Origin of the sequence: Desulfomicrobium apsheronum, assembly GCF_900114115.1 — a bacterium.
GTDB lineage: Bacteria > Desulfobacterota > Desulfovibrionia > Desulfovibrionales > Desulfomicrobiaceae > Desulfomicrobium > Desulfomicrobium apsheronum.
Genome location: NZ_FORX01000001.1, coordinates 25,350 through 46,487, shown reverse-complemented (window position 1 = coordinate 46,487; position 21,138 = coordinate 25,350). Strand labels below are relative to the sequence as shown.

At 61.7% G+C, this 21,138-nt stretch carries 19 protein-coding genes; 13 read left to right on the top strand and 6 right to left on the bottom strand.

The features are described 5' to 3' along the window. Nucleotides 1-24 precede the first annotated feature (24 nt). The 8 genes from BMZ40_RS00200 to BMZ40_RS00165 all read left to right on the top strand — a co-directional run bounded on the left by BMZ40_RS00200 (nt 25) and on the right by BMZ40_RS00165 (nt 8,325). On the top strand, nt 25-957 hold the full coding sequence (locus tag BMZ40_RS00200) for an aspartate carbamoyltransferase catalytic subunit (RefSeq protein WP_092372145.1): 933 nt from the start codon (nt 25-27) through the stop codon (nt 955-957). A 22-nt stretch (nt 958-979) separates the two neighbouring features. Beyond that, complete coding sequence (locus BMZ40_RS00195; RefSeq protein ID WP_092372144.1) at nt 980-2,293, top strand: dihydroorotase; 1,314 nt, start codon at nt 980-982, stop codon at nt 2,291-2,293. Nucleotides 2,294-2,343: 50 nt separating this feature from the next. Next, nucleotides 2,344-3,717: a sigma-54-dependent transcriptional regulator gene (locus tag BMZ40_RS00190; protein ID WP_092372143.1), complete on the top strand. Its 1,374-nt coding sequence runs from the start codon at nt 2,344-2,346 to the stop codon at nt 3,715-3,717. Between the two features lie 60 nt (nt 3,718-3,777). Then, nucleotides 3,778-5,100: a tRNA nucleotidyltransferase/poly(A) polymerase family protein gene (locus BMZ40_RS00185; protein ID WP_092372142.1), complete on the top strand. Its 1,323-nt coding sequence runs from the start codon at nt 3,778-3,780 to the stop codon at nt 5,098-5,100. A 95-nt stretch (nt 5,101-5,195) separates the two neighbouring features. Then, nucleotides 5,196-6,278, top strand: coding sequence for a dual-specificity RNA methyltransferase RlmN (gene rlmN, locus BMZ40_RS00180; RefSeq protein WP_092372141.1), 1,083 nt, complete (start codon nt 5,196-5,198; stop codon nt 6,276-6,278). Then, the gene (hisI, locus tag BMZ40_RS00175) at nt 6,265-6,642 is read left to right on the top strand and encodes a phosphoribosyl-AMP cyclohydrolase (protein WP_092189797.1); all 378 of its coding nucleotides are present in this window, start codon (nt 6,265-6,267) and stop codon (nt 6,640-6,642) included. The genes rlmN and hisI overlap by 14 nt, the downstream gene beginning before the upstream one ends. Next, nucleotides 6,642-7,523, top strand: coding sequence for an ATP phosphoribosyltransferase (gene hisG / locus BMZ40_RS00170; RefSeq protein ID WP_092189794.1), 882 nt, complete (start codon nt 6,642-6,644; stop codon nt 7,521-7,523). The genes hisI and hisG overlap by 1 nt, the downstream gene beginning before the upstream one ends. 40 nt (nt 7,524-7,563) lie before the next feature. Continuing rightward, nucleotides 7,564-8,325, top strand: a complete 762-nt coding sequence (locus tag BMZ40_RS00165) for a tetratricopeptide repeat protein (RefSeq protein ID WP_092372140.1) — start codon at nt 7,564-7,566, stop codon at nt 8,323-8,325. Nucleotides 8,326-8,490: 165 nt separating this feature from the next. Here BMZ40_RS00165 and BMZ40_RS00160 read toward each other — a convergent pair whose 3' ends face one another. Continuing rightward, entirely contained in the window at nt 8,491-9,381 is an 891-nt protein-coding gene (locus tag BMZ40_RS00160) for a LysR family transcriptional regulator (RefSeq protein WP_092372139.1), read from the bottom strand. A gap of 209 nt (nt 9,382-9,590) precedes the next feature. On the opposite strand from BMZ40_RS00160, the gene purE reads away from it, so the two are divergent. Both purE and BMZ40_RS00150 read left to right on the top strand, forming a co-directional pair. Beyond that, nucleotides 9,591-10,085, top strand: a complete 495-nt coding sequence (purE, locus tag BMZ40_RS00155; RefSeq protein WP_092372138.1) for a 5-(carboxyamino)imidazole ribonucleotide mutase — start codon at nt 9,591-9,593, stop codon at nt 10,083-10,085. Beyond that, nucleotides 10,082-11,158: a 5-(carboxyamino)imidazole ribonucleotide synthase gene (locus BMZ40_RS00150; RefSeq protein WP_092372137.1), complete on the top strand. Its 1,077-nt coding sequence runs from the start codon at nt 10,082-10,084 to the stop codon at nt 11,156-11,158. Before purE ends, BMZ40_RS00150 begins: the two co-directional genes overlap by 4 nt. A gap of 82 nt (nt 11,159-11,240) precedes the next feature. Here BMZ40_RS00150 and BMZ40_RS00145 read toward each other — a convergent pair whose 3' ends face one another. Further along, nucleotides 11,241-11,822: a hypothetical protein gene (locus BMZ40_RS00145; protein ID WP_092372136.1), complete on the bottom strand. Its 582-nt coding sequence runs from the start codon at nt 11,820-11,822 to the stop codon at nt 11,241-11,243. A 308-nt stretch (nt 11,823-12,130) separates the two neighbouring features. Here BMZ40_RS00145 and BMZ40_RS00140 point away from each other — a divergent pair, with 308 nt between their 5' ends. Continuing rightward, entirely contained in the window at nt 12,131-14,629 is a 2,499-nt protein-coding gene (locus BMZ40_RS00140) for a 2-oxoacid:acceptor oxidoreductase family protein (protein WP_092372135.1), read from the top strand. 87 nt (nt 14,630-14,716) lie between these two features. Here the strand turns inward: BMZ40_RS00140 and ptrA are convergent, their stop codons facing one another. The 3 genes from ptrA to BMZ40_RS00125 form a co-directional block, all read right to left on the bottom strand. Continuing rightward, nucleotides 14,717-17,557 carry a pitrilysin gene (ptrA, locus tag BMZ40_RS00135; RefSeq protein WP_092372134.1) on the bottom strand — a complete coding sequence of 947 codons (2,841 nt, stop codon included), beginning with the start codon at nt 17,555-17,557 and terminating at the stop codon, nt 14,717-14,719. Nucleotides 17,558-17,596: 39 nt separating this feature from the next. Then, the gene (locus tag BMZ40_RS00130; RefSeq protein WP_092372133.1) at nt 17,597-18,514 is read right to left on the bottom strand and encodes a patatin-like phospholipase family protein; all 918 of its coding nucleotides are present in this window, start codon (nt 18,512-18,514) and stop codon (nt 17,597-17,599) included. Between the two features lie 73 nt (nt 18,515-18,587). Continuing rightward, nucleotides 18,588-19,208: a LysE family translocator gene (locus tag BMZ40_RS00125; protein ID WP_092372132.1), complete on the bottom strand. Its 621-nt coding sequence runs from the start codon at nt 19,206-19,208 to the stop codon at nt 18,588-18,590. Between the two features lie 70 nt (nt 19,209-19,278). Between BMZ40_RS00125 and BMZ40_RS00120 the strand changes: the two genes are divergently transcribed. Continuing rightward, nucleotides 19,279-19,941: a uracil-DNA glycosylase gene (locus BMZ40_RS00120; RefSeq protein WP_245750986.1), complete on the top strand. Its 663-nt coding sequence runs from the start codon at nt 19,279-19,281 to the stop codon at nt 19,939-19,941. Nucleotides 19,942-20,021: 80 nt separating this feature from the next. Beyond that, nucleotides 20,022-20,618 carry a nitroreductase family protein gene (locus BMZ40_RS00115; protein WP_092372130.1) on the top strand — a complete coding sequence of 199 codons (597 nt, stop codon included), beginning with the start codon at nt 20,022-20,024 and terminating at the stop codon, nt 20,616-20,618. 76 nt (nt 20,619-20,694) lie between these two features. Here the strand turns inward: BMZ40_RS00115 and BMZ40_RS00110 are convergent, their stop codons facing one another. After that, nucleotides 20,695-21,051, bottom strand: a complete 357-nt coding sequence (locus BMZ40_RS00110) for a DMT family protein (protein WP_092190220.1) — start codon at nt 21,049-21,051, stop codon at nt 20,695-20,697. Nucleotides 21,052-21,138: the final 87 nt, after the last annotated feature.

The following is a 21,138-nucleotide window of genomic DNA, read 5'->3' as shown; positions in this document are numbered from 1 at the left end:
CCGCAGGGGCGGCAAGGCGGAGCTATGAATTGGCGGCATAAGGACCTTTTGGAGATTTCCCAGCTCGATCCCGATGAGATCGCCCATATTTTCGAGACGGCGGCCCGGTTCGCGGAAGTGAATCAGCGGCCCATCAAGAAGGTGCCCATTCTGAAGGGCAAGAGCGTGGTCCTCTTCTTTGCCGAGGCCTCCACGCGCACCAAGACCTCGTTCGACATGGCCGGCAAGCGCCTGTCCGCCGACACCTTCAGCCTGGCCAAGTCGGGCAGCTCCCTGCAGAAGGGCGAGAGCCTGAAAGACACGGCGCTGACCCTGCAGGCCATGAATCCCGACGCCATCGTCATCCGGCACTGGGACAGCGGGGCGGCACGGTTCCTGGCGGAGCGGCTGTCCTGCTCCATCATCAACGCCGGGGACGGCTGGCATGCCCACCCGACGCAGGCCCTCCTGGACGGCTTCACCCTGCATCAGGTCTGGGGCTCCTTTGCGGGCAAGACCGTGTGCATCCTCGGCGACATCGCCCACAGCCGGGTGGCCCGTTCGGATGTGGAACTTCTGACCATGCTCGGGGCCCGGGTCCGCGTCTGCGCTCCGCGCACACTGCTGCCAGCCATGGTCCGGACCTGGCCGGTGGAGGTCTTTTCCGACGTGGCCAAGGCCTGCGAGGGGGTGGACGCGGTCATCTGTCTGCGCCTGCAACTGGAGCGTCAGCAGGCGGGGCTGCTGCCGGATCTGCGCGAGTACGCCTGCACCTACGGACTCAGCCCCAGGCATCTGGAAAAGGCCAATGCGGATGTGAAGATCATGCACCCCGGGCCCATGAACCGGGGCCTTGAGATCGCTTCCGAGCTGGCCGATTGCGGGTCGAGCCTGGTCCTGGATCAGGTCGCCGCAGGCGTGGCCGTGCGCATGACCCTTTTGCATCTCTATCTGACCAGGACCCGGATTTCGGCATGATAAATTTCAGGATGGTGGTACCATGGCACATGTAGACTGTCTTATTCGCAATGTTTCCTGGGAAGATCGCAACTGCGACCTGCTCATCGGCGAGGGCCGCGTTCTCGAACTTGCCGAGGCCGGAACCGTTGCCACGCCTGCAGGCACGTCCGGGACCGAGATCTTCGATGCCGCCGGGCTGACCCTCCTGCCGAGTCTCATCGACGCTCACGTGCATCTGCGCGAGCCCGGTCAGGAATACAAGGAAGACATCGCCTCGGGCCTGTCCGCTGCGGCCGGAGGAGGCTTTGGCCAGGTCATGGCCATGGCCAATACCAGCCCCGTCAACGACAACGCCTCCGTGACCCGCTTCATGTTGCAGAAAGCCGCCGAGAGCTTTGCGCACGGCCCTTGGGTGCGCCCCGTTGGCGCGCTGACCGTGGGACTTCTGGGCAAGGAACTGGCCGCTGCCGGGGAATTGGCCCGGGCCGGGTGCGTGGCTCTGTCCAACGACGGCCTGCCCGTCGAGAACACGGAGCTTTTCCGGCGGGCCATGGAATACGCGGCGGATTTCGGCTTGAAGGTCATCGACCACTGCGAGGATCCGTGGCTGGGCAAGGGCGGAGTCATGAACGAGGGCGAGGTGTCGAGCCGTCTCGGCCTGAAGGGCATCCCGACCGTGTCCGAAGCCATGCAGGTCGCCCGCGACATCCTGCTGGCCTCCTATCTGGACCTGCCCATCCATCTGGCCCACATCAGTTGCCGGCAGTCCGTGGAACTCATCGCGGCTGCCAAGGAGCGCGGCGTCGAGGTCACGGCCGAGACCTGTCCGCACTATCTGCTCTGGGACGAATCGCGGGTCGAGGGATATGACACCAGCGTGCGCGTCAATCCGCCCTTGCGCACCCGCGACGATGTGCTGGCCCTGCGCCAGGCCGTGCGCACGGGAGTCATCGACATACTGGTCACGGACCACGCTCCCCACGCGGCTCATGAAAAGGAAGTGACCTTCGCCGATGCGCCCAGCGGCATCTCCGGCCTCGATACGGCCCTGTCCCTGACCTATGAACTGGTGCGCAGCGGAGAACTCGAATTTGCCGACATCAGCCGCCTGTGGTGCTGGAACACGGCCTCCATCTTCGGCCTGCCCGCCAATCGCATGCGCCCCGGCGATCCTGCGGACTTTGTGCTTTTTGATCCAGATCTGGCCTGGGTGGCCACGGCCGGGGCACTCCTGTCCAAGGGCAAGAACACGCCCTGTCTCGACAAGGAGATTCCGGGCCGTGTCATGGCTCATTTTCTGGGCGGCCGGGCCGTTTTTTCCAGGCTGGAGACGATCACCCTGAAGCGTCCGTGACGAGGGGCCGGGCCTGAACCGATTTTGCAATCAGGGAGCACGGGAAGAAAATGGCCAACATACTTATCGTAGATGACGACCTGAGCCTGCGCGAAGTTCTGGAAATCGCCCTGATCAAGAAGGGGCATTCGGTCTGGACCGCGCCCGATTCGGCCTCGGCCCTGGCTGTGCTGCAGCAGCATTCCATCGGCCTCATCCTTCTGGACCTGCGTCTGGGCCGGGAAAGCGGGATCGATCTGCTGGTCCGCATCCGCGAGACCTGGGCCGATGTGCCCGTGCTCATGGTCACGGCCTACGCCGACGCCAAGAGCGCCATCACGGCCATGAAGCACGGCGCCAAGGACTACATCTCCAAACCCTTTGAACTCGACGACCTGCTCTACACGGTGGAGCGCACTCTTGAGACGGCCCGCCTCAAGGAGGAAAACGACTGGCTCAAGGGGCAGATCAGCAAGCAGTACGGCGAGATCATCGGCCAGAGTCGCCAGATGCAGGCCGTCTTCGATCTGGTGCGGCGCATCGCCCCGACAAACATCAGCGTGCTCGTGACCGGCGAGTCGGGCACGGGCAAGGAGCTTTTCGCCCGCTGCATCCACAGTCAGAGCCAGCGCGCCAAGCAACCGTTTCTGGCCATCAACTGCGGGGGATTGCCGGAGAATCTGGTCGAGAGCGAGCTGTTCGGCTTTCGCAAGGGCGCCTTCACCAGCGCCGACCGGGCCAAGAAGGGCCTCCTGGAAATGGCCGAGGGCGGCACCCTTTTTCTGGACGAGGTGGGCGAACTGGCCCACTCCACCCAGGTCAAGCTGCTGCGCTACGTGCAGGAGCGCTGCTTCATTCCTCTTGGGGGGACCGAAGAGATGCGCTCGGATGTGCGCATCATCGCGGCGACCAACCGCAACGTCGAGCAGAGCGTGGCCGACGGCGATTTTCGCGAGGATCTTTACTATCGGCTGAGCGGGGTCAAGGTGCATCTTCCGCCTCTGCGCGAGCGGGGGGACGACGTCCTGGCCCTGGCCGAGCATTTTCTGGAGAAGGCCTGCCGCGCCCAGAAGCGTCAGTTGCGGGGCTTTACGGCCGAAGCGCGCAAAAAACTCCTGGCCTACGGATATCCCGGCAACGTGCGTGAGCTTGAAAACATCGTGGAGCGCGCCGTGGCCCTTGAACCCGGGGACACCGTCACGGCGGAGTCCCTGGTCATCTACGAGAAAATCACCTCCACGGATCAGGATGGCGGAATCCAGAAGGTCCTGTCCGGGCAGATGACCCTCGACGAATATCTCGCCGTGCATGAGCACAAGGTCATTTCCGAGGCGCTGCGGCGCTGCGGCGGACACAAGGGGCGGGCCGCTGAGATGGTTGGACTCAACTTCCGGCAGTTCCGCTACCGCTTGACCAAGTCAGGGGAAAAAGATGAAGATATTTAGATTGCATCCGATTATCCGATGCAGACCTTTTCACGAACACGACCATTCAAGGAGACCTTGATGCCTCAGCCGATAAAAGAAGCCGCCTCCATCTGTAAAACCATCATGCGCAACGGTTACGACGCCTACGTCATCAACGCCGCGCTGCAGCGCAAGATTCTTGGGACCTCCAAGGATGCCGAGGTGGAGATCTGCACGGATATCGATCTTGCCGGCCTCAAAAATCTTTTTCCCGAAGTTTCCGCAGGCAGCGGGGATATCGTGGCCAGGATGAACCAGGGCAGCGCGACTTTCCTCTTTCATCCCGCCGACATGGCCGACGCCTCCCATCCCGAGGCCTGCGTTGCCCAGATCACGTCCACTATGCTCAAAAAGCTGGACAAGGACGACGGTTTTCCCGTGAGCCTGGCCTGTCCGTTCATTCCCCGCTCCCGCGACGTTTACGATGGCTTCGAAAACATCTCCGGCGGTCAGATCAAGTTTCAGGGCATTCCCGACGAGACCCTCAAGCACGACTACCTGCGGGCCATCCGCGCCCTGCGCTTCTCGGCCAACTACCACCTGCCCATCGAGGAAAACTCCTGGATGTCCATCATCCGCGCTTCGCGCCGGGTGCTCGACTATGTCTCGGTCACGGATATCATGGACGAATGGCGCAAGGTCGAGGCCGAGAACATGTGGCGTTTCGCCGAACTGCTTTTCGATTCCATGATCCTGCATGGCCTGGTGCCCGAGCTTGCGGCCTTGAGCCGGATCTTTCAGGTTTTCGACGAGGAGACCGGACCGTCGTCCATCTGGGAGCACACCCTGAAGGTCATGCATCGTTATCCCGAGGAGTTGCCCTACGACTGGTACGGCACCCTGGGCTGCCTCTTCCTCAATTGCGGCAAGCTGTACGCAGGGGAAGTCTACGAGGATCGCACCACCTTCTACCAGCACCACCGCATCGGCGCCAAGGTCGCGCGGAAGATCCTGAAGCGCCTGCGCTTCAATACCGAGGAAGTGGACATGATCGTGAATCTGGTCCGCAATCACATGCGTTTTCACTTCATGCTCACGGACAAGGGCATCCGCCGTTTCAAGGCCGTGGACGACTATCCGCGCCTCATCGAGATGGCTCGGGCCGACATCAAGGCCAGAAATGCCAACTACACGGAATTCAATCACAACATGAAGATGCTGGAGCGGGCGGACATCCGCGAGGAGCTGCTCGAACCCCTGCTGAACGGCAAGCAGATCATGGATATCGCACGCATCAAGCCCGGCCCGGCCGTTGGTCTGATCCGCGACAACCTGCTCCAGGCCCAGATCTCCGGCGACGTGAACACGATCGAAGAGGCCGAGCGTTTCGTGGCCGCCTACAAAGCCAAGGAGCAGCTCTAGGCGACCCGGTTCGCGGAGTTAGTTTCCTGCCGAAGGCACGAGGGGCGGCTTTGTAACGCCCTTTGTGCCTTTGCGATTCCAGACAGTGGAGCATCATGCGCAATATTCTTGAATTGACCTGCCCCGAACTCGAAGAAGCCGTAAAAGCCATGGGCCACCAGGGCTTTCGGGCGCGTCAGCTGTGGCAATGGCTGTGGCGCAAGGGCGTGCGCGAGTTTTCGGCCATGACCAACCTGGCCAGGGATTTCAGGGAGCAGCTCGTGCGCGAGTGGGCGCTGGTCTGGCCGGAAGTGCACGAGGTGCAGACCAGCAGCGACGGGACGGTCAAACTGCTGCTGCGTCTGGCTGACGGGGCATTGGTCGAGACCGTGCTCATCCCGGACAAGGAACGCTACACCCAGTGCCTGTCGTGCCAGATCGGCTGTCCCATGGGTTGCACCTTCTGCAGCACCGGGCTCATGGGTTTTTCCCGCAACATGACGGGCGGGGAGATCGCGGCCCAGGTGCTCGTGGCCAGGGACTACCTGCGCACCCACGGCCTTGGCGATGAGGTGAAAAACCTTGTTTACATGGGCATGGGCGAGCCCCTCACCAACTGGGACGAGGTGCGGCGCAGCCTGGAAATTCTCTCCAACGCCGAGGGCCTTGAATTTTCGCGTCGGCGCATCACGCTCTCGACCTGCGCCATCAAGGGCAGGATGGACGTCTTCGGGATCGAAGGCCTCGCTCTGCCGGCCATCTCCCTGCACGCCCCGACCCAGGAAATCCGGGAGCGGCTCATGCCCGGCGCGGCGCGCTGGAGCATCGAAGAGCTGATCGAGACCCTGCAGGGTCTTGAGCTCAAGGCCCGGGAGCGGGTGACCATCGAATACATTTTGATCAAAGGGGTGAACGACAGCCTCCAGCATGCCCGGCAGCTGGTGCGGCTGCTTTCGCACTTGAAATGCAAGATCAACCTCATCGCCTACAATCCCGGCCCGGGCATCGAGTATGCTGCCCCGGAACCGGAGGATGTGCAGGCCTTTGAGGAACTCCTGCGCAAGAAGGGCTTTACCGTGACCTTGCGCAAGAGCAAGGGGCAGGATATCGCGGCTGCCTGCGGTCAGCTCAAGACCGAGGCTCAGGGCCGCATGAATTCGACGACGAGCAACGAAGGATCAAAAAATGGAACAGCCTGATTTTGATAAATGCGGTGGCCTTCTTCCGGTCATCGCCCAGGAGGCGGCGAGCGGCGAAGTGCTCATGCTCGCCTACATGAACGAAGAAGCCTGGAACGAGACCCTGCGTACCGGCGAGGTACATTACTACAGCCGCAGCCGGAAAACGCTGTGGCACAAGGGCGGCACTTCCGGGCATGTGCAGAAAGTGCGCTCCATACGAATGGACTGCGACAGGGACACGGTGCTGGTCCAGGTCGAGCAGATCGGCGGGGCGGCCTGTCACACGGGCCGCAGAAGTTGTTTTTATCGTGAACGAGACGCACAGGGGCGGTGGACGGACTGCTCCCCCATGGTGTTCGATCCCAAGGAGGTTTACAAATAATGGTTGATGGAAAACAGATGCGCATCGGAATACCGAAGGGTTCCCTGGAAGAGGCCACAGTCAAGCTTTTCGCCAAGGCCGGCTGGAAGGTGACCTCGCACCACCGGAACTACTTCCCGGAAATAAACGACCCTGAACTGACCTGCTCATTGTGCCGGGCCCAGGAAATGGCCCGCTACGTGGAAAACGGTCTCCTCGACGCCGGACTGACCGGCAAGGACTGGATTCTTGAGAATCAGTCGGACGTCGTCATCGTGGATGACCTCATCTATTCCAAGGCCAGCAATCGTCCGGCCAAATGGGTGCTGGCCGTGGCTGGCGACTCTCCGTACAAGCGGCCTGAAGATCTGGCCGGGAAGAAGATCGCCACGGAATTTCTGAGCTTCACCAAGCGCTATTTCGAGGAAGCGGGAATCCCCGTGGAAGTCGAATATTCCTGGGGTGCCACCGAGGCCAAGGTTGTCGAGGGGCTGGTGGACGCCATCGTCGAGATCACCGAAACCGGCACGACCATCAAGGCCCACGGCCTGCGCATCATCGCCGAGCTTTTGCAGACCAACACCCAGCTCATCGCCAACAAGGAATCCTGGAAGGATCCGTGGAAGCGGGCCAAGATCGAAAACATGAACACTCTCCTGCAGGGAGCGCTCAGGGCCGACAAGCTGGTAGCCCTGAAAATGAACGCCCCGGCCGATGTCGTGGACAAGGTCATGGCGCTGCTGCCGAGCATGAACTCCCCGACCATCGCGCACCTGCACAACTCCGACTGGCTGTCCATCGAGACCGTCGTCGAGACCTGCCAGGTTCGGGATCTGGTGCCGAAACTGCAGTCGGTGGGTGCTCAGGCCATCATCGAGTACTCCCTCAACAAGGTCATCTAATGCGAGAGCCCCCAAAAGGGGGCTGTCAAGGAGCACGGCCATGAAGACATGCACGATGGTTCTCATTTTATGCTTCGTCCTGGCTGGGTGCGGAGCCCGAGGGGCTTCCAGGGGCGCATCGTCGAATATGGGCTCCAAGGAAGTGGATTTACACCTCAATTTGGTCGAATCTTACATCAACAGCGGTCAGCACCAGTTGGCTTTGCAGGAACTTCTTAAAGTAGAACCTGCGGCCAAGCACCTGCCCAAGTTTCATTTTGATTCCGGTATGGTATTTCGTGGTCTGCAGGAATTCGAGAAAGCCCGCGAAAGTTTTGCCCGCGCTGTGGAGATCGATCAGGAATACGGCGAGGCCTGGAATAATTTAGGAACGATCGAGGAAGCATTGGGCCGGGAAAAGGAGGCTGAGGCCGCCTACCGCGAAGCGCTTGGCATCCTACCCTACATTACGCCGGAGTTTCCGGCTTACAATCTGGGCGCGCTGTTGTTGCGTCAGGGGCGTGTTAAGGAGGCCGAGGAGTTCGCACGTAAGGCTTTGCGAAACTGGCGTTTTATGCTGGCCTATAAGCTCCTTTCGGAAGTTTTTGTGGCCCAGAACCGTCTTGATGATGCAGAAGCGGTGCTCAAGAGTGGTTTGGAAGCGGACATGGACAGTGTCGCTATCATGCTAGCGTTGGCCGAACATCAGATGCGCATGGGTAAAACTTCTGATGCCGAAACTCTTTTCGCGCGCATCGTCAAACAGTATCCCAAGTCCGGCGAAGCCAAGGCCGCCAAGGATTATCTGGACTTTCTGCAGTGATGCCCCGGGGATGCCCCCGGCATCCCCGGCGTCCCCGGCGTCGATCCCCTGATTCTGGATTTCACGGCCTTTCGCGCTTGATCGCGTCCGAACTGCCTTTTCGCCGTGCTCAATCCCGGCTCATGAACCTTCGGGCCGTACCCGGCCGCAGTTCGACCGCTTTTTTCAACCACCAAAGAGATTTTGCCGCGCATGCGCGCTCACGGCCATGACTGCAGGATGCTTGAGGCGTCTTTCTGCCGAAATGGCGAAATAGCGCACATCGACGTCTTTCGCTTCTCCCACCACCTCCACGTCGTAAACGCGACGGACCTCCTCTTTCATCACGCTTGGCGCCGGAAAGAGCCCAAGGCCGGCCTGGCCAAAGGTTTTCAGCAAGGCCGTGTCGTCGAACTCTCCCACCACGCGCGGATGAATCCCGTGCTCGGCAAACCATCCGCCCAGCGCGCCGCGTGCGCTTCCCGTCGGCATGAGCATGGGCGCCCCTTCCAGGGAGCGCGGAAAATTGGGCCGGTAGCGCCGGGCAAGGTCCTGCACTCCGAAAAACGTCATCGAACAGTTGCCAAGAGGGTGGTTGAAAGCCTTCACCCCGAGCCCGGAAGGCAACTGCTGGTCGGCAATGACAAGTTCGAGCTTGTGTATGGCCAGTTCGGCAAACAGGTTTTCCAGTCTGTCCCGGTGACACAAAAGCCGGATGGGGGTGGTCAGCTCAAAGGCCGGGGCCAGGAGGCGAAAAGCGATGGATTTGGGCACCGAATCCGCCAGCCCTACGCGGAAGGGCAAGGCTTCTTCCGGCGGGGAAGCCTTGAGCATTTCGGTCAGTTCGTTGCCGATCTGGAAGATTTCATCGGCGCGGGCCAGGGCGAGTTTGCCTGCCTCGGTGATTTCGAGCCGTCGCCCGGAGCGCACGAAGAGCTTGACGCCAAGGTCCCGCTCCAGTTCGCCGATCTGTCCGCTGAGCGTCTGCGGAGTCAGGTGCATGCGTTCGGCCGCGCGCCTGATGCCGCCTGCCGTGGCCACGTTCCAGAAATAGTGGAGTTGTTTGTAGTTGAGCATGCCTGCCGCCTTTTGTCAGTTTTTAACGAACAATTAATCCATTAAATACGAATATACTTGCTGCTGAAAATAGACAAGTAGGGGGTCTCAAATGATCTGACGGCCGGAAGTGCATGAGGGCCGTCGTGTTCGTGATGCATTTCGCCATAGCCATGCGCCACGCCCGCCTTTGCTCGGCGCGGCCTTCGCAATAACCAATGGAGCACAATATGGCCCCTTTAGTTGGTGTCATCATGGGATCTTCCTCGGATTGGGAGACAATGCGGCACTGTTCCCAAACCCTTGAAATGCTGATGGTCTCTCATGAGACGCAGGTGGTTTCGGCGCACAGGACCCCGGGCCTGCTTTTTGAGTACGCTTCCGGGGCCGAGGCGCGCGGGCTGCGCGTGATCATTGCCGGTGCCGGAGGCGCGGCCCATCTGCCGGGCATGGCGGCGGCCATGACTCTGCTTCCGGTCATCGGCGTGCCTGTGCGCTCCAAGGCCTTAAGCGGCATGGACTCCCTGCTTTCCATCGCCCAGATGCCGGCAGGGGTGCCGGTGGGGACCATGGCCATCGGAAAGGCCGGGGCCGTCAACGCCGCGCTGCTGGCCGCAGCCATCCTCGCCTCGCAGCATCCAGGGATCCGAGAGGCTTTGGCGGAGTATCGGCGCAAGCAGACGCAGACCGTCCTGGACAATCCCGTGCCGGGAGATCCGCAATGATCATCGGTGTGCTCGGCGGCGGCCAGCTTGCGCGCATGCTCGCCCTGGCGGGCCTGCCCCTTGGCTTTGATTTCGTGTTCTATGATCCCGCGCCCGCTCCGTGCGTCGCCTCTCTTGGCGAACATGTGCGCGGGGAATATTCCGACCGCGTCATGCTCTCCCGATTTGCCCGGCAGGTGGACGTCATCACCTACGAGTCTGAGAACATTCCCCTTGAGTGCGTTGAATTTCTTTCGCGGATCACGCCTGTGCACCCTGGCGCGCGGGCATTGAACTGCTCCGGCGACAGGCTGCGCGAGAAAAGAATTTTTCAGGAACTGGGCATTCCCGCCCCGGCCTTCAGGGCGGTGGATTCATTGGCGGCGCTGAACGGGGCCATCGAGGAAATCGGCCTGCCCGCCGTGCTGAAGACCCGCACCCTTGGCTACGATGGAAAAGGCCAGTTCGTGCTGCGCAGCCGTGACGATGTAACCAGGGCGTGGGAGATGCTCGGCGGTTTTTCCCTGGTGCTGGAGAGCCTGGTCGCGTTCGATCGCGAAATCTCTGTTCTCGGGGTTCGTGACCAGGCGGGAAAGATCCTGTTTTATCCGCTCAGCGAGAACGTCCATCATGACGGGGTGTTGCGGTTTTCCAGGAGCTGCCCGCGTGATCCGATGCAAAAGCCGGCGGAGGAACTGGCCGGAAAACTCCTCCGGCACGTGGATTATGTGGGAGTCCTGGCCCTGGAATTGTTTCAGGTCGGGCCCGTGCTGCTGGCCAACGAGATGGCGCCGCGGGTGCACAATTCCGGTCACTGGACCATCGAGGGGGCCATGACGAGCCAGTTCGAGAACCATTTGCGGGCCATCGCGGGGCTGCCTTTGGGCAAGACTTCCGTTACCGGGCATTCGGCCATGGTCAATTTTATCGGAAGACAGCCTGATCTGGCAGGACTGTTGGCGCTGCGCGGTCTGCATGTCCATCTTTACGGCAAGGCGGAACGCCCCGGGCGCAAAGTCGGACACGCCACGTTGTGGAGCGGAAGCGGAGCCTCCTTCGAGGAGGGATGCAGGACCCTGCGGTCGTTGCTGTGACGGTGGTCGCGGAAAAGGTGGGCTGAAACGGGCGTTTTTTTAGGAGTGGATACTGGAGCGGGACTGCATGCAGTCCCGCTGGTTATTCCTCGTCGACCCGCAGCAGGTCTTCCTCTTCCAGATCTTCGGGATATTCCCCGGAGTCCAGATCGCAGAATCCGAAGCCGACGGAACACATGGGCAGGCCCAGAAGTTCCACCAGGCTCAGGTGGCGATCCACGGCCAGGGCAAAGCTGCAATCGTGATCGGGGCAGTGCAGGATGTCGATGATTTCTTCGCGGGTGGCGTCGGTGTTGAAGAGCTGGGCCAGCAGTTCGGGCTTGCCGCCCTGGCTTTTTGAGTTGCCCTTGCCCTCGGGGTCCAGGGACTGGGATGGCGACTTGTAGGTATCGAGCAACTCCCCGTCCGCGTAGAGCCAGTAGTTGAGAAGCTCCTCGTCCAGGGTCTGGACGGCCAGGGCCGGACATCCGAAATAGCCTGAAAGGTCTTCGGCCAGATCGGTGAGGACGGTGGAATCCCCCTCGTCACTATCCATTTCATAGACAGTGGTCAGGTCGTCCTCTGTTGGAGAAACAAAGGCGGAGCGTCCCTGGTTGCCGAGCTCCTGCAGAATGTCCTGCGCCTTTGGCCCTTTGAGCGTGATGTTGGCGTACGTGGTTCCCATATGGAGTTTCTTCAAACAGATTATGGTTCAAGATGCAAGCTTATGATCGCAGAGTCTTTGAAAATGTGAAGGACTGTTTTTTCCGGAACTTGCAGTGCTGCGTAGCTCTTGCAAGCCCCTTGCAGGGGCTTTGCGTGCGACCTTTGTTTCGCTTGGGACTTGAGAAAGGGCGGGGCTTCGCGTACCGGCAGACGACAAGGCGCGAACATGTTCGGGACTTTGATGACCGGACCGGCCGCCTGAATGTTTGCCGTCACGCCCTTGAACGGGGTGCTTCTTTAAGACATATTTTTTTTTTTGGAGGATTCATGAGTGCAGTGAAGGCGATGTGTGTCGCAGAGGCGGGCAAGGGTGTGGTCATTCAGGGCAACATGGCTTTTGCCGTGGGTTGCGTGAGGGCCGGAATCCACGCGGCGGACGGTTATCCCGGGACGCCCAGCACCGAGGTCATCGACAAGGGCCTCTCCCAGGTCCAGGACATGATCACCGTGGGCTGGTCCGTGAACGAGGCCGTGGCGGCGGGAGTGGGATTCGGCCATACCCTGGCCGGTAGCGACTGTGTCGTGACCATGAAGATTCCGGGCCTTTTTCAGGCCGCCGACGTGATAACTTCAGCCGCCTTCTACACCGGCCAGCGCGGCAGTCTCGTCTATTACATCGCCAGCGATTACACGCCAAGTTCCACCCAGCATCTGGTGGACCCGCGCTACATGCTCAAAAGCTGCTGCATTCCGGTCTTCGAGCCGCGCAACCACCAGGAGATGCACGAGGCGGCCCGCATCGCGGCGGATATTGGACGGCAGTTCAACACGCCCGTGGCCGTCATCGCCAGCGGAGTGCTCTGTCACAGCGAGGGCCTGGTACGCCTGATGGAAACGACCACGCGCGAAAAGGCTCCCCTGCCCGAGAAGATGAGCGATTTCATCACCCTGCCCGTGCGTGCGCGGATGTTTCATGATCAGGTTCGCACCACCCGCATCCCGGCCCTGCGCGGGATGGTCGAGGAGAGTCCGCTCAATGTTCTGACCAGAGGCGACGGCAAGATCGGCATCATCACCCACGGCGTGAACGACCTCTTCGTGGAGGAGGTCCGGGCCGCCACGGGCAAGAATGTGGATGTCCTGTCCCTGGGCTTCACCTACCCCCTGCCCATGGATCTCATCCGCCGCTTCTGCGAAAGCATCGACGGTCCTGTTTACGTCATCGAGGACGGCTATCGCTTCATCCAGGAGGCTATCCAGGCCGAAGGAATCGCCGTTCAGGGCAAGGGCGCGGACGAGACCGTCACCGAATGGACTCCGGCGCTCATTTCCGCCCGCCTGGGTCTGGCCGAGCCGGCCGGAAAATCCGCCGTGGCCAGTCTGCCGCGTCCGCCCATGATCTGCGCGGGCTGTCCGTATCGTCTTTTCGGCCAGATCGTCGGCAAGATGCGCAAGAAGGGCAAGCTTGAAGCGGTGTTCGGCGATATCGGCTGCAACACCCTGCTGCATTTCCTGAACGCCATGGACACCGCCCTGGCCATGGGCGCCAGCGAAGCCAAGCGGCTGGGCTATGTCCTGTCCCGCCCCGAGGCCGCGAGCAAATGCCTGGCAGTGCTCGGCGACGGCACGGAGTGTCACAGCGGCATGGACGCGACCCGCAACACGATTTTCAGGAACATCCCCGGCGTCAAGGTCATCCTGAACAACGAATGGACCGCCATGACCGGCGGACAGCCTTCGCCCACGTCTCCCGCCAACCTGGCCGGGGATCCCAATGTCTTCGACCTGAATGCAAGCCTGAAGGCGCACGGGGCCAATGTGGTCGAGGTCAGCGGCTATGACAAGAAAGCCCTGGAAAAAGCGCTCAAGACCGCTCTTGCGGCCGCCGAGACCGGCACCTTCACCACCCTTGTGGTTACGGGCGTGTGCATCCGCAAGATGCCCAAGGAGTCCTACGGCGTCAAAATGGCCGTGGACCCGGAGCTGTGCATCCGCTGCGGCATGTGCCAGATCTGCTCCGGCATAGAAGCCGACGCCGAGGGGCTGCCCTTCTTCAACAACATCTGTACCGGCTGTGTGAGCCAGAACCCGGCCTGCGCCCAGATGTGCCCCAAGGGCGCCATCGCCCCGGCCAAGGACCAGAGCGCCTGCGGCCTGACCAGCTGTCCGGATCTGCCCGTTCCGCCCGAGACCATCGACCTGCCCGCCATCGGCGGCCTGCCCGCCTTCCTGTCCGTGGCTATTCGCGGCGTCGGCGGCCAGGGCAATCTCTTCTTTGGTCGGGTGCTGACCCAGCTCGCGTACCTGCTCGGCTACGACCAGCAGAACATCGTCAAGGGTGAGACCCACGGCATGGCCCAGATGGGCGGCCCGGTCATCAGCACCTTCGCCTGCGGCGCGGTCCATTCCCCCGTGCTCATGCCCGGCACCACCCAGTGCCTGGTCTGCATGGAGCGCAGCGAAGTGTTCCGCCCCGGTTTCCTGGACATGCTGAGGCCTGGCGGCACGGTCATTCTGGCCGATACGGCCATCATGCCCCCGCTCTTCAAGGCCGAGAACTATCCGACGGTGGAAGCCGTGCGCGAGGCCTTAAGCGGGTACAAGGTCATCGACGTCGATGTGCTCGCAACGGCCCTTGGCCTTGGCGACCCCACGGGCCGCAGCGCCAACGTGGTCATGATCGGAGTCCTGAGCACTCTTGCTCCCTTCGATTCATTCCCCAACGAATACTGGCTGCAGGCTCTCAAGAACGTCAGCCCCAAGCCGGCCATCTGGCAGGCCAACTACGCGGCCTTCCTGGCAGGACGGGAACTGGGCGGAAAATAGGCTGGAAGCTGTCTCCGGGTGGAACTCCGGAAGATGAATTGAACAAGGGCGCCTGTCGGTTGACGGGCGCCCTTTTTTACGGGGGTTCTAGAGGCCTTGGTAGCGCTGCAGGCCCATGAGCTTGTGGAAGTCTTCCGGTTCTTTGACCGGCCTTGCGTTCGTTTTGCGTGCCCAGCCGAAGTCGTCGAAGCGTGACCCCTGGATCTGGATGAGAGCCCGCGTGCCGCCGGGACCAATGACCATGGTCTCGTAGGAACGTATGACCTCGGGCAGGGAGATTGCCTTCAGGGCATCCACCAATCGATCCAGGCTGTCGAAGTCCCGATTTCCAAGACGCAGGTCTGTTTCAAGCCAGCCGAACTCCTCTTCGAGGGTGTCCGGGCTCTTGGTCAGCGAGGCCAGCACGCCCTGTCGCACTCCTGCGAATTCCTCTTTTGTCACAGCGCGCATCTGCGCAAGCGCATGGAAATAGAAGGATTCAAATCTGTCCGCCAGACCTGCAGTGCCCTGCACCGGACTTTGCACGCCGAATCCGATCCCGGCATTGTGCGCGAACATGACCGGAAAGGTCGTGGCCACGTACCCGAGCTGTTCCTCGGTGCGCAGCCTGTTGAAGAAGCGGGGGGAAAGCAGGCCCTCAAGGAGCAGCATGCGCGCCTTGGAACGGGGGCCGGGCGCGGGGTCGAGGAAGAGTTCGACCAGCGCGCTGTCCTCCAGCACGCTGTGCTTGCGATAATCCGCCGCCACGCCCTGCCTGGGCGCGATGCGCGTTGCCGTTGGAGGCGCTCCGGCTTCGGGACCGACAAACTGTTCAAGGTCCGCCGTCAGCCGTTGCAGGTCATCTTCCGTGACATTGCCGAAGCCAAAGACCGTGAAACGCATATCCCGGCGCACTGCGCTCAGGTATTGGCTGAAATCCTTCAGGGTCAGCCCCTTTGTCGCCTCTTCGATAGCCCGGTGATCCCACGACGGAGTCTTGAGCAGATTGCGCATCGCACCCATGGCCTGGCCGAACAGCCCCTGTTTTTCCATGTTGGCAAGATCGCGCAGTTGTTCCGCCTTGGCCTGTTCAAAGTCTTCCGGCGTAACTTCCTGCTTAAGAAAGCCCAGCACCCGGGGCAAGAGGTCTGTCTGGTGCTGACTGAAGCCGTCGATGCGGATCACGATGCCTTCGTCTCCGGATATCGACAGTCCGAGCCCCGCCTCTATGGCCTGATAGCGCAGGCCCGCCTGTTTCTGGTCCCACAGTTCGAGCAGCACGCCCTGCAGGGCCGTTTGTTCGATGGTGGAAGCGAATCGCGTGGACTGCAACCGGGTCATGAGAATGGCCCTGGGCTCCTGGCGGAATGCGGAGTTGGCGTACCAGAGGGAGAGGCCGGGTCTGTCCGCGAGTTCGCGGGGCCTTGCGTCGCCCTTGGGTGCGACCAGGGAGAAGTCGTCCGGCAGAAAGGGATTCAGATCCGGAAGGCGCAGGTCCATCCCCGCTGAAAGCTCGGCCCAGCGGGCAATGTCGTCTGCTTGGACCGGCCTTGTGCTGTACGGCGTCTGGTAGAAAAAAGCCTCCCTGTCCACGGGCTGGTCCGGGCCGACCTGGAAGATCCGCGCGTTTTCGGGCCGCAGCGCCTGGGTCACCGTGTTCACGGCCTCGCGGTCGTAGGAATCCAGGCGATAGAAACCGAAATTCACATCCTCGATGGGATGCAGGAGCATCCGTCTGGCGGCGGAGGCGACATAGTCGAAGCCGCTGGTCAGGGGGGCGAAGCGGAATTCCATGTCCCAGATGCGCTGCAGCTGATCGAAATAGGCCTGATCCAGGCCCTGGGTGCGCAGCAGGTCGAAGTAGGCAAAGATTGTGGCCAGGACCTCGTCGCGGCGTCTGTCGCCTTCTTCGGTAAGCTGCACGAAGAGGGAGAGGGTTACGCCGTTGCGAAGGCTGGTGGTGTCGCCTCCGGCGCTTAAGGACAGCGCCAGTCCCTTGTCGCGCAGGACCTCGATCAAGGAGTGCGAGGTCTCCGTGCCGAGCACGGCGGACACGACCTGCAGGGGCTTGGTGCGGTAGTCGTCCAGAGTCTGGGGCAGGGCGAAATCGATGCTCAGGCTGCGGGTCTCGCGCACGGGACGAACCCCGATGATGACGCCCTTTTCGGCATCCGTGGCCGGGGGCACGGTGGGAACGGCCACCTTGGCCTGACGATCGGGGATGACGGCGAGCTCCCGTCTGGCCAGGGCTTCCAGTTCGTCGAGGCTGCGGGGCCCGTAGAGCACGCCTTTCATCAGGTTCGCCGAGTACCAGGTAGCGTGGAAGCGTACCAGTTCCTCGTGCAGGAGGCTGCCCGGCTTGTCGGACAGGGTCTCCAGATTTCCGCCCGTGAAGCGGGTGCCGGGATGCTCGGGGTTCAGGGTCGAGAGCGTCAGCATGGCCAGGCGGCGGCCGTCGCTGTGCTTCTTGGACTCCATCTCGGCGTTGACGGCGTTTCGCTCCTTGTCCGCATAGACCGGGTCAAGTCTCGGGTGGGCCAGGGTGTCGGCCATGCGCCGCAGGGCCTCGGCAAAGGCGGGCGGATCGACTTCCATCATGTACGTGGTGGAGGTGTAGCCCGTGGCCGCGTTGGTCTGGCCGCCGTTTCTGGTGATGAAGGACTGGTACTCCTCGGGGCCGGGATAGGATTTGGAGCCCAGAAAGAGCATGTGCTCCAGATAATGGGCCAGTCCGGGTTGGGAGTCCGGGTTGTCGAGACTGCCCACGGGCAGGGCCAGGGCGGCGGCGGCCTTGGAGGCGCGCTCGTCCTGCACCAGCAGCACCTCCAGGCCCGAGTCCAGGGTCAGAGTCCGGTAGGCGCGGTAATCCGTGTCGGAAACGCGCACCTGGGCCGCAAGGGCCTGGGTGGTGATGAACAGGAAGAAAAGAACAAAACGCAATATGGGCATGGGGCCTCCTCGGACACATTGTTGATTCAATGATGACGGCTATATTCTTTGCAGCAGATGCTCGATCTCGGGCAGCATGCGCGCGACGCATTTTTTGCCTTCTTCGATGGCCTCCTCGGCCCTGAAGAACTCAAGCAACCCGATGTGCGAGAGCTTTGGGGTGAACAGGATCTCCGGAGGATCTCCGGCCAGGCGGCTGCGCGTGATGCGTTCCTGGGCGATGTTCACGGAGCCGGCGATGGCGTCGAAAAGTCCCGGGGGTTCGTCTTCCTCTTCGGTAAAGGAAAAGAGAGATCCCGCGTATTCCTTGACCAGATTTGAGAACGCCTCGGCCATGCCGTTCCTTTTCTCCTTTTTTGGCGTCTTCTCCAGATGCTTGCCCACGATGTCGCCATTGAGATTGACGGCGATGACCACGTCGGCCCCGAGGGCGCGGCAGACAGAGACCGGCACCGGGTTGACCAGGCCGCCGTCCACGAGCCAGCGGCCTTCGTGCCGGATGGCCGGGAACAGTCCCGGCAGGGAGATGGATGCCCACACGGCCTCCAGCATCGGCCCTTTGGTGAACCATATCTCGCGACCCGATTCCAGGCTGGTGGCCACGGAGCAGTATTGCAGCTCAAGGTCCTCGATGCGTACGTCCGCCCCGACTACGTGCTTTTCCAGAAATTTGCGCAGCCTGGAGGTGTTCACGAATCCCGTGAAGGAGGAATTGAGTTCAAAGAAGCTTGCGGTCTCAAGCCGTGTCAGGGAGCGGACCCACTCTTCGAGTTTGTCCAGGTTGCCTGCGACATGGGCCGCGCCGACAAGGGCTCCGACAGAGGTTCCGCAGACGATATCAGGCCGTATGCCCTGCTCAGCCAGAGCCCTGATGATGCCGATGTGGGCCCAGCCACGCGATGAGCCGCTGCCAAGGGCAAGGCCGATCTTGAGATTTGGATTGGAATTGGTGTTCATCAGGTGGTCTCCGTGCAAGAGGTCGTCTGGCCACAGCTTAAGAGGGTAAATCCGCCGGGGGGCGCGTCAAGGCCTAGTCGGAAAAAGCCAGTCGCGCTCCGAGTCCGACGAGCAGTCCTCCGCCCAGGCGTCTGAGCCGGATGGCGCCTGAACCGCCGGTCAGCCGCCGATGCAATGCTCCGGCGGCCACGGCCAAAATGAGGCTCCAGAGCGTGCTGGTGGCGACGAAGGTCAAGCCCAGCGCCAGAAAGGACAGGCCGGGATGGGCGGCCCCCGGCGCGATGAACTGCGGGATGAGGGCCAGGAAGAAGAGCGCCACCTTGGGATTGAGCACGCAGGTGATCACGCCCTGGACATAGATGCGGCCCGGGGATTGCCTTTTGGGTTTGGCGTGGGACGCGCTTTCGGAGCGTGTCCAAATCATGGTCAGGCCGAGATAGACGAGATAGGCCGCTCCGGCCCATTTGATCATCTGATAGGCCGTGGCCGAGGCCATGACCACGGCGGCCAGTCCCAGGGCGCCGAGCAGCGCGTGGATCACGCATCCGCTGGAGATTCCAAGGGCCGAGGCGACACCTGCGGCGCGGCCTTGCGTTGTGCTGCGGCTCAGTATGTAGAGGGTGTCCGGGCCGGGATAGAGATTCAGGGTCACGGCGGTGATGATGAAAAGCGGGTAATGGATGACGTCGATCATTCTGGTCCTCGTTTGCAGGGTCTTGCACCGGAGTCGGGCAGTGTGTAGCGCAGAGCCCATGCATGAATTCATGAAACTTTTGAAAAACTCTCCGTCCGGGGCGGTGTTCAATCCCTGGCATCACCGGGATCCCGCGCACGATGCCGCGCCCGGCGCTCCGGCCGTGCGGCGGGAGCAGCTCGCCTCCTACCTCGGCGAACGGCAAAAGGCCACGGTCATTCTTCTGGCCGAGGCCCTGGGCTATCAGGGCGGGCATTTCTCGGGCATCGCCATGACCTCCGAGCGTCTGCTTCTTGGGCATCTGCGCCACAAGGGTCTTGGTCCCGAGATGGTCCTTGCGGCCAAGCCGCGGCGCACCAGCCGCGAGGACGTGAAGCCGGACGGCTTCACCGAGCCCACGGCCACCATCGTCTGGGGGGCCATGGCGGCGCTGGGCGTGGACCCGCGCGACGTGATCCTGTGGAACGCCTTCCCGTGGCATCCCTACAAGCCCGACAAGGGCCTGCTCAGCAACCGCACCCCCTGCGACAACGAGGTCATGCTCGGACAGCCCGTGCTGCGGGCGCTCATGGCCTACGCCTCTCGGGCCCAAATTCTGGCCGTGGGGCAAAAGTCCGCCGCGTTGCTCGCGGCCATGGGCATCACCGCCCCGGCCCTTAGGCATCCGGCCAACGGCGGGGCCGGACAGTTCAGAGAGCAGTTCGGGCGGATCATGAAAAATCGCCGGGGATGACCGTCTACGTTGACACGCCCCGCCCGGCAGGGGATATGTCGCGGGAAACGTGAACGCCGCACACAAACCCGGAGGAGACCATGAAATATCCGTCCCCCTATGCTCCCGATTTCGGCACGCGCGATCCCCTGACAGGGGTGGCCGAAGACTTCCCGACCCGCTGGTCCCCGCGTTCCTTCGTAAGGACCGCCATTCCCGCCGAAGACCTGAAGGTCATCTTCGATGCGGCCCGCTGGGCGCCGTCGGCCTACAACGAGCAGCCCTGGAACATCCTGACGTCAACAGACGAAACTTTTGAGACCTTCCTTGGCCTGTTGGTTGAAGGCAATCGGAAGTGGGCCGTGAACGCCTCCCTCATAGGCTTCATGGTCGCCCGCAGGAATTTCACCCAGTCCGGCAAGCCCAATCCCACGGCCGTGTACGATTGCGGTTCGGCCTGGATGTCCCTGACCTTGCAGGCCAGAAAGCTTGGCCTCTACACCCATGGCATGTCCGGGATCAGAAAAGAGGCCATTTACGACGCTTTCGGCATCGACAGGAATGAGTTTGAAGTCGTGGCCGGGTTCACCATCGGCGTTCTGGATGTGAGGGAAAATCTGGGCAAGCCCTATGTCGACTGGGAAAGTCCATCCCCCCGCAAACCCCTGGACGAGATCTGGAAACAGGGCGTCTGGTAGGAAACGGTTCCACAACGGCGAAGGGCCGCGTTCCCATGGGAGCGCGGCCCTTCGTCGTTGTTTGAGTGCATGAAGCTCAGGCGCCCATCAGTTTCTTGCGGAACATGAAGAAGGCCGCGCCGAGAATGCACAGCCCGGCCCAGACGTAGTCCATGCCCGGCTTCTCCTTCATGTACAGGATGGAAAAGGGGATGAAGACGGACAGGGCGATGCACTCCTGAAGGATTTTGAGCTGGCCGATGTTCATGACCTGGTGTCCGATGCGGTTGGCCGGGACCTGGAGCAGGTACTCCATGAGCGCGATGCCCCAGCTGGCAAACGCCGCGATGATCCAGGGGGTCTGCGACAGGTTGCGCAGGTGCCCGTACCAGGCAAAGGTCATGAAGATGTTGCTGAGCGACAGCAAAATGATGGTGGTGAGATAAAAGCGCATGAGACCCGCCTTGCCCCGAAGGGGCCTTGACCGCGAAATTTGGATTGCGGCTTGATGTAGCAGGGCCACGGAAAAACCCAACGCTTT

Coding starts and splice junctions, on each gene's coding strand:
- BMZ40_RS00195 (WP_092372144.1), top strand. CDS start 980: ATGGCACATGTAGACTGTCTTATTCGCAATGTTTCCTGGGAAGATCGC.
- rlmN (WP_092372141.1), top strand. CDS start 5,196: ATGCGCAATATTCTTGAATTGACCTGCCCCGAACTCGAAGAAGCCGTA.
- BMZ40_RS00165 (WP_092372140.1), top strand. CDS start 7,564: ATGAAGACATGCACGATGGTTCTCATTTTATGCTTCGTCCTGGCTGGG.
- hisG (WP_092189794.1), top strand. CDS start 6,642: ATGGTTGATGGAAAACAGATGCGCATCGGAATACCGAAGGGTTCCCTG.
- BMZ40_RS00200 (WP_092372145.1), top strand. CDS start 25: ATGAATTGGCGGCATAAGGACCTTTTGGAGATTTCCCAGCTCGATCCC.
- BMZ40_RS00140 (WP_092372135.1), top strand. CDS start 12,131: ATGAGTGCAGTGAAGGCGATGTGTGTCGCAGAGGCGGGCAAGGGTGTG.
- BMZ40_RS00130 (WP_092372133.1), bottom strand. CDS start 18,514: ATGAACACCAATTCCAATCCAAATCTCAAGATCGGCCTTGCCCTTGGC.
- BMZ40_RS00160 (WP_092372139.1), bottom strand. CDS start 9,381: ATGCTCAACTACAAACAACTCCACTATTTCTGGAACGTGGCCACGGCA.
- BMZ40_RS00120 (WP_245750986.1), top strand. CDS start 19,279: ATGAAACTTTTGAAAAACTCTCCGTCCGGGGCGGTGTTCAATCCCTGG.
- hisI (WP_092189797.1), top strand. CDS start 6,265: ATGGAACAGCCTGATTTTGATAAATGCGGTGGCCTTCTTCCGGTCATC.
- BMZ40_RS00145 (WP_092372136.1), bottom strand. CDS start 11,822: ATGGGAACCACGTACGCCAACATCACGCTCAAAGGGCCAAAGGCGCAG.
- BMZ40_RS00185 (WP_092372142.1), top strand. CDS start 3,778: ATGCCTCAGCCGATAAAAGAAGCCGCCTCCATCTGTAAAACCATCATG.
- purE (WP_092372138.1), top strand. CDS start 9,591: ATGGCCCCTTTAGTTGGTGTCATCATGGGATCTTCCTCGGATTGGGAG.
- ptrA (WP_092372134.1), bottom strand. CDS start 17,557: ATGCCCATATTGCGTTTTGTTCTTTTCTTCCTGTTCATCACCACCCAG.
- BMZ40_RS00125 (WP_092372132.1), bottom strand. CDS start 19,208: ATGATCGACGTCATCCATTACCCGCTTTTCATCATCACCGCCGTGACC.
- BMZ40_RS00190 (WP_092372143.1), top strand. CDS start 2,344: ATGGCCAACATACTTATCGTAGATGACGACCTGAGCCTGCGCGAAGTT.
- BMZ40_RS00110 (WP_092190220.1), bottom strand. CDS start 21,051: ATGCGCTTTTATCTCACCACCATCATTTTGCTGTCGCTCAGCAACATC.
- BMZ40_RS00115 (WP_092372130.1), top strand. CDS start 20,022: ATGAAATATCCGTCCCCCTATGCTCCCGATTTCGGCACGCGCGATCCC.
- BMZ40_RS00150 (WP_092372137.1), top strand. CDS start 10,082: ATGATCATCGGTGTGCTCGGCGGCGGCCAGCTTGCGCGCATGCTCGCC.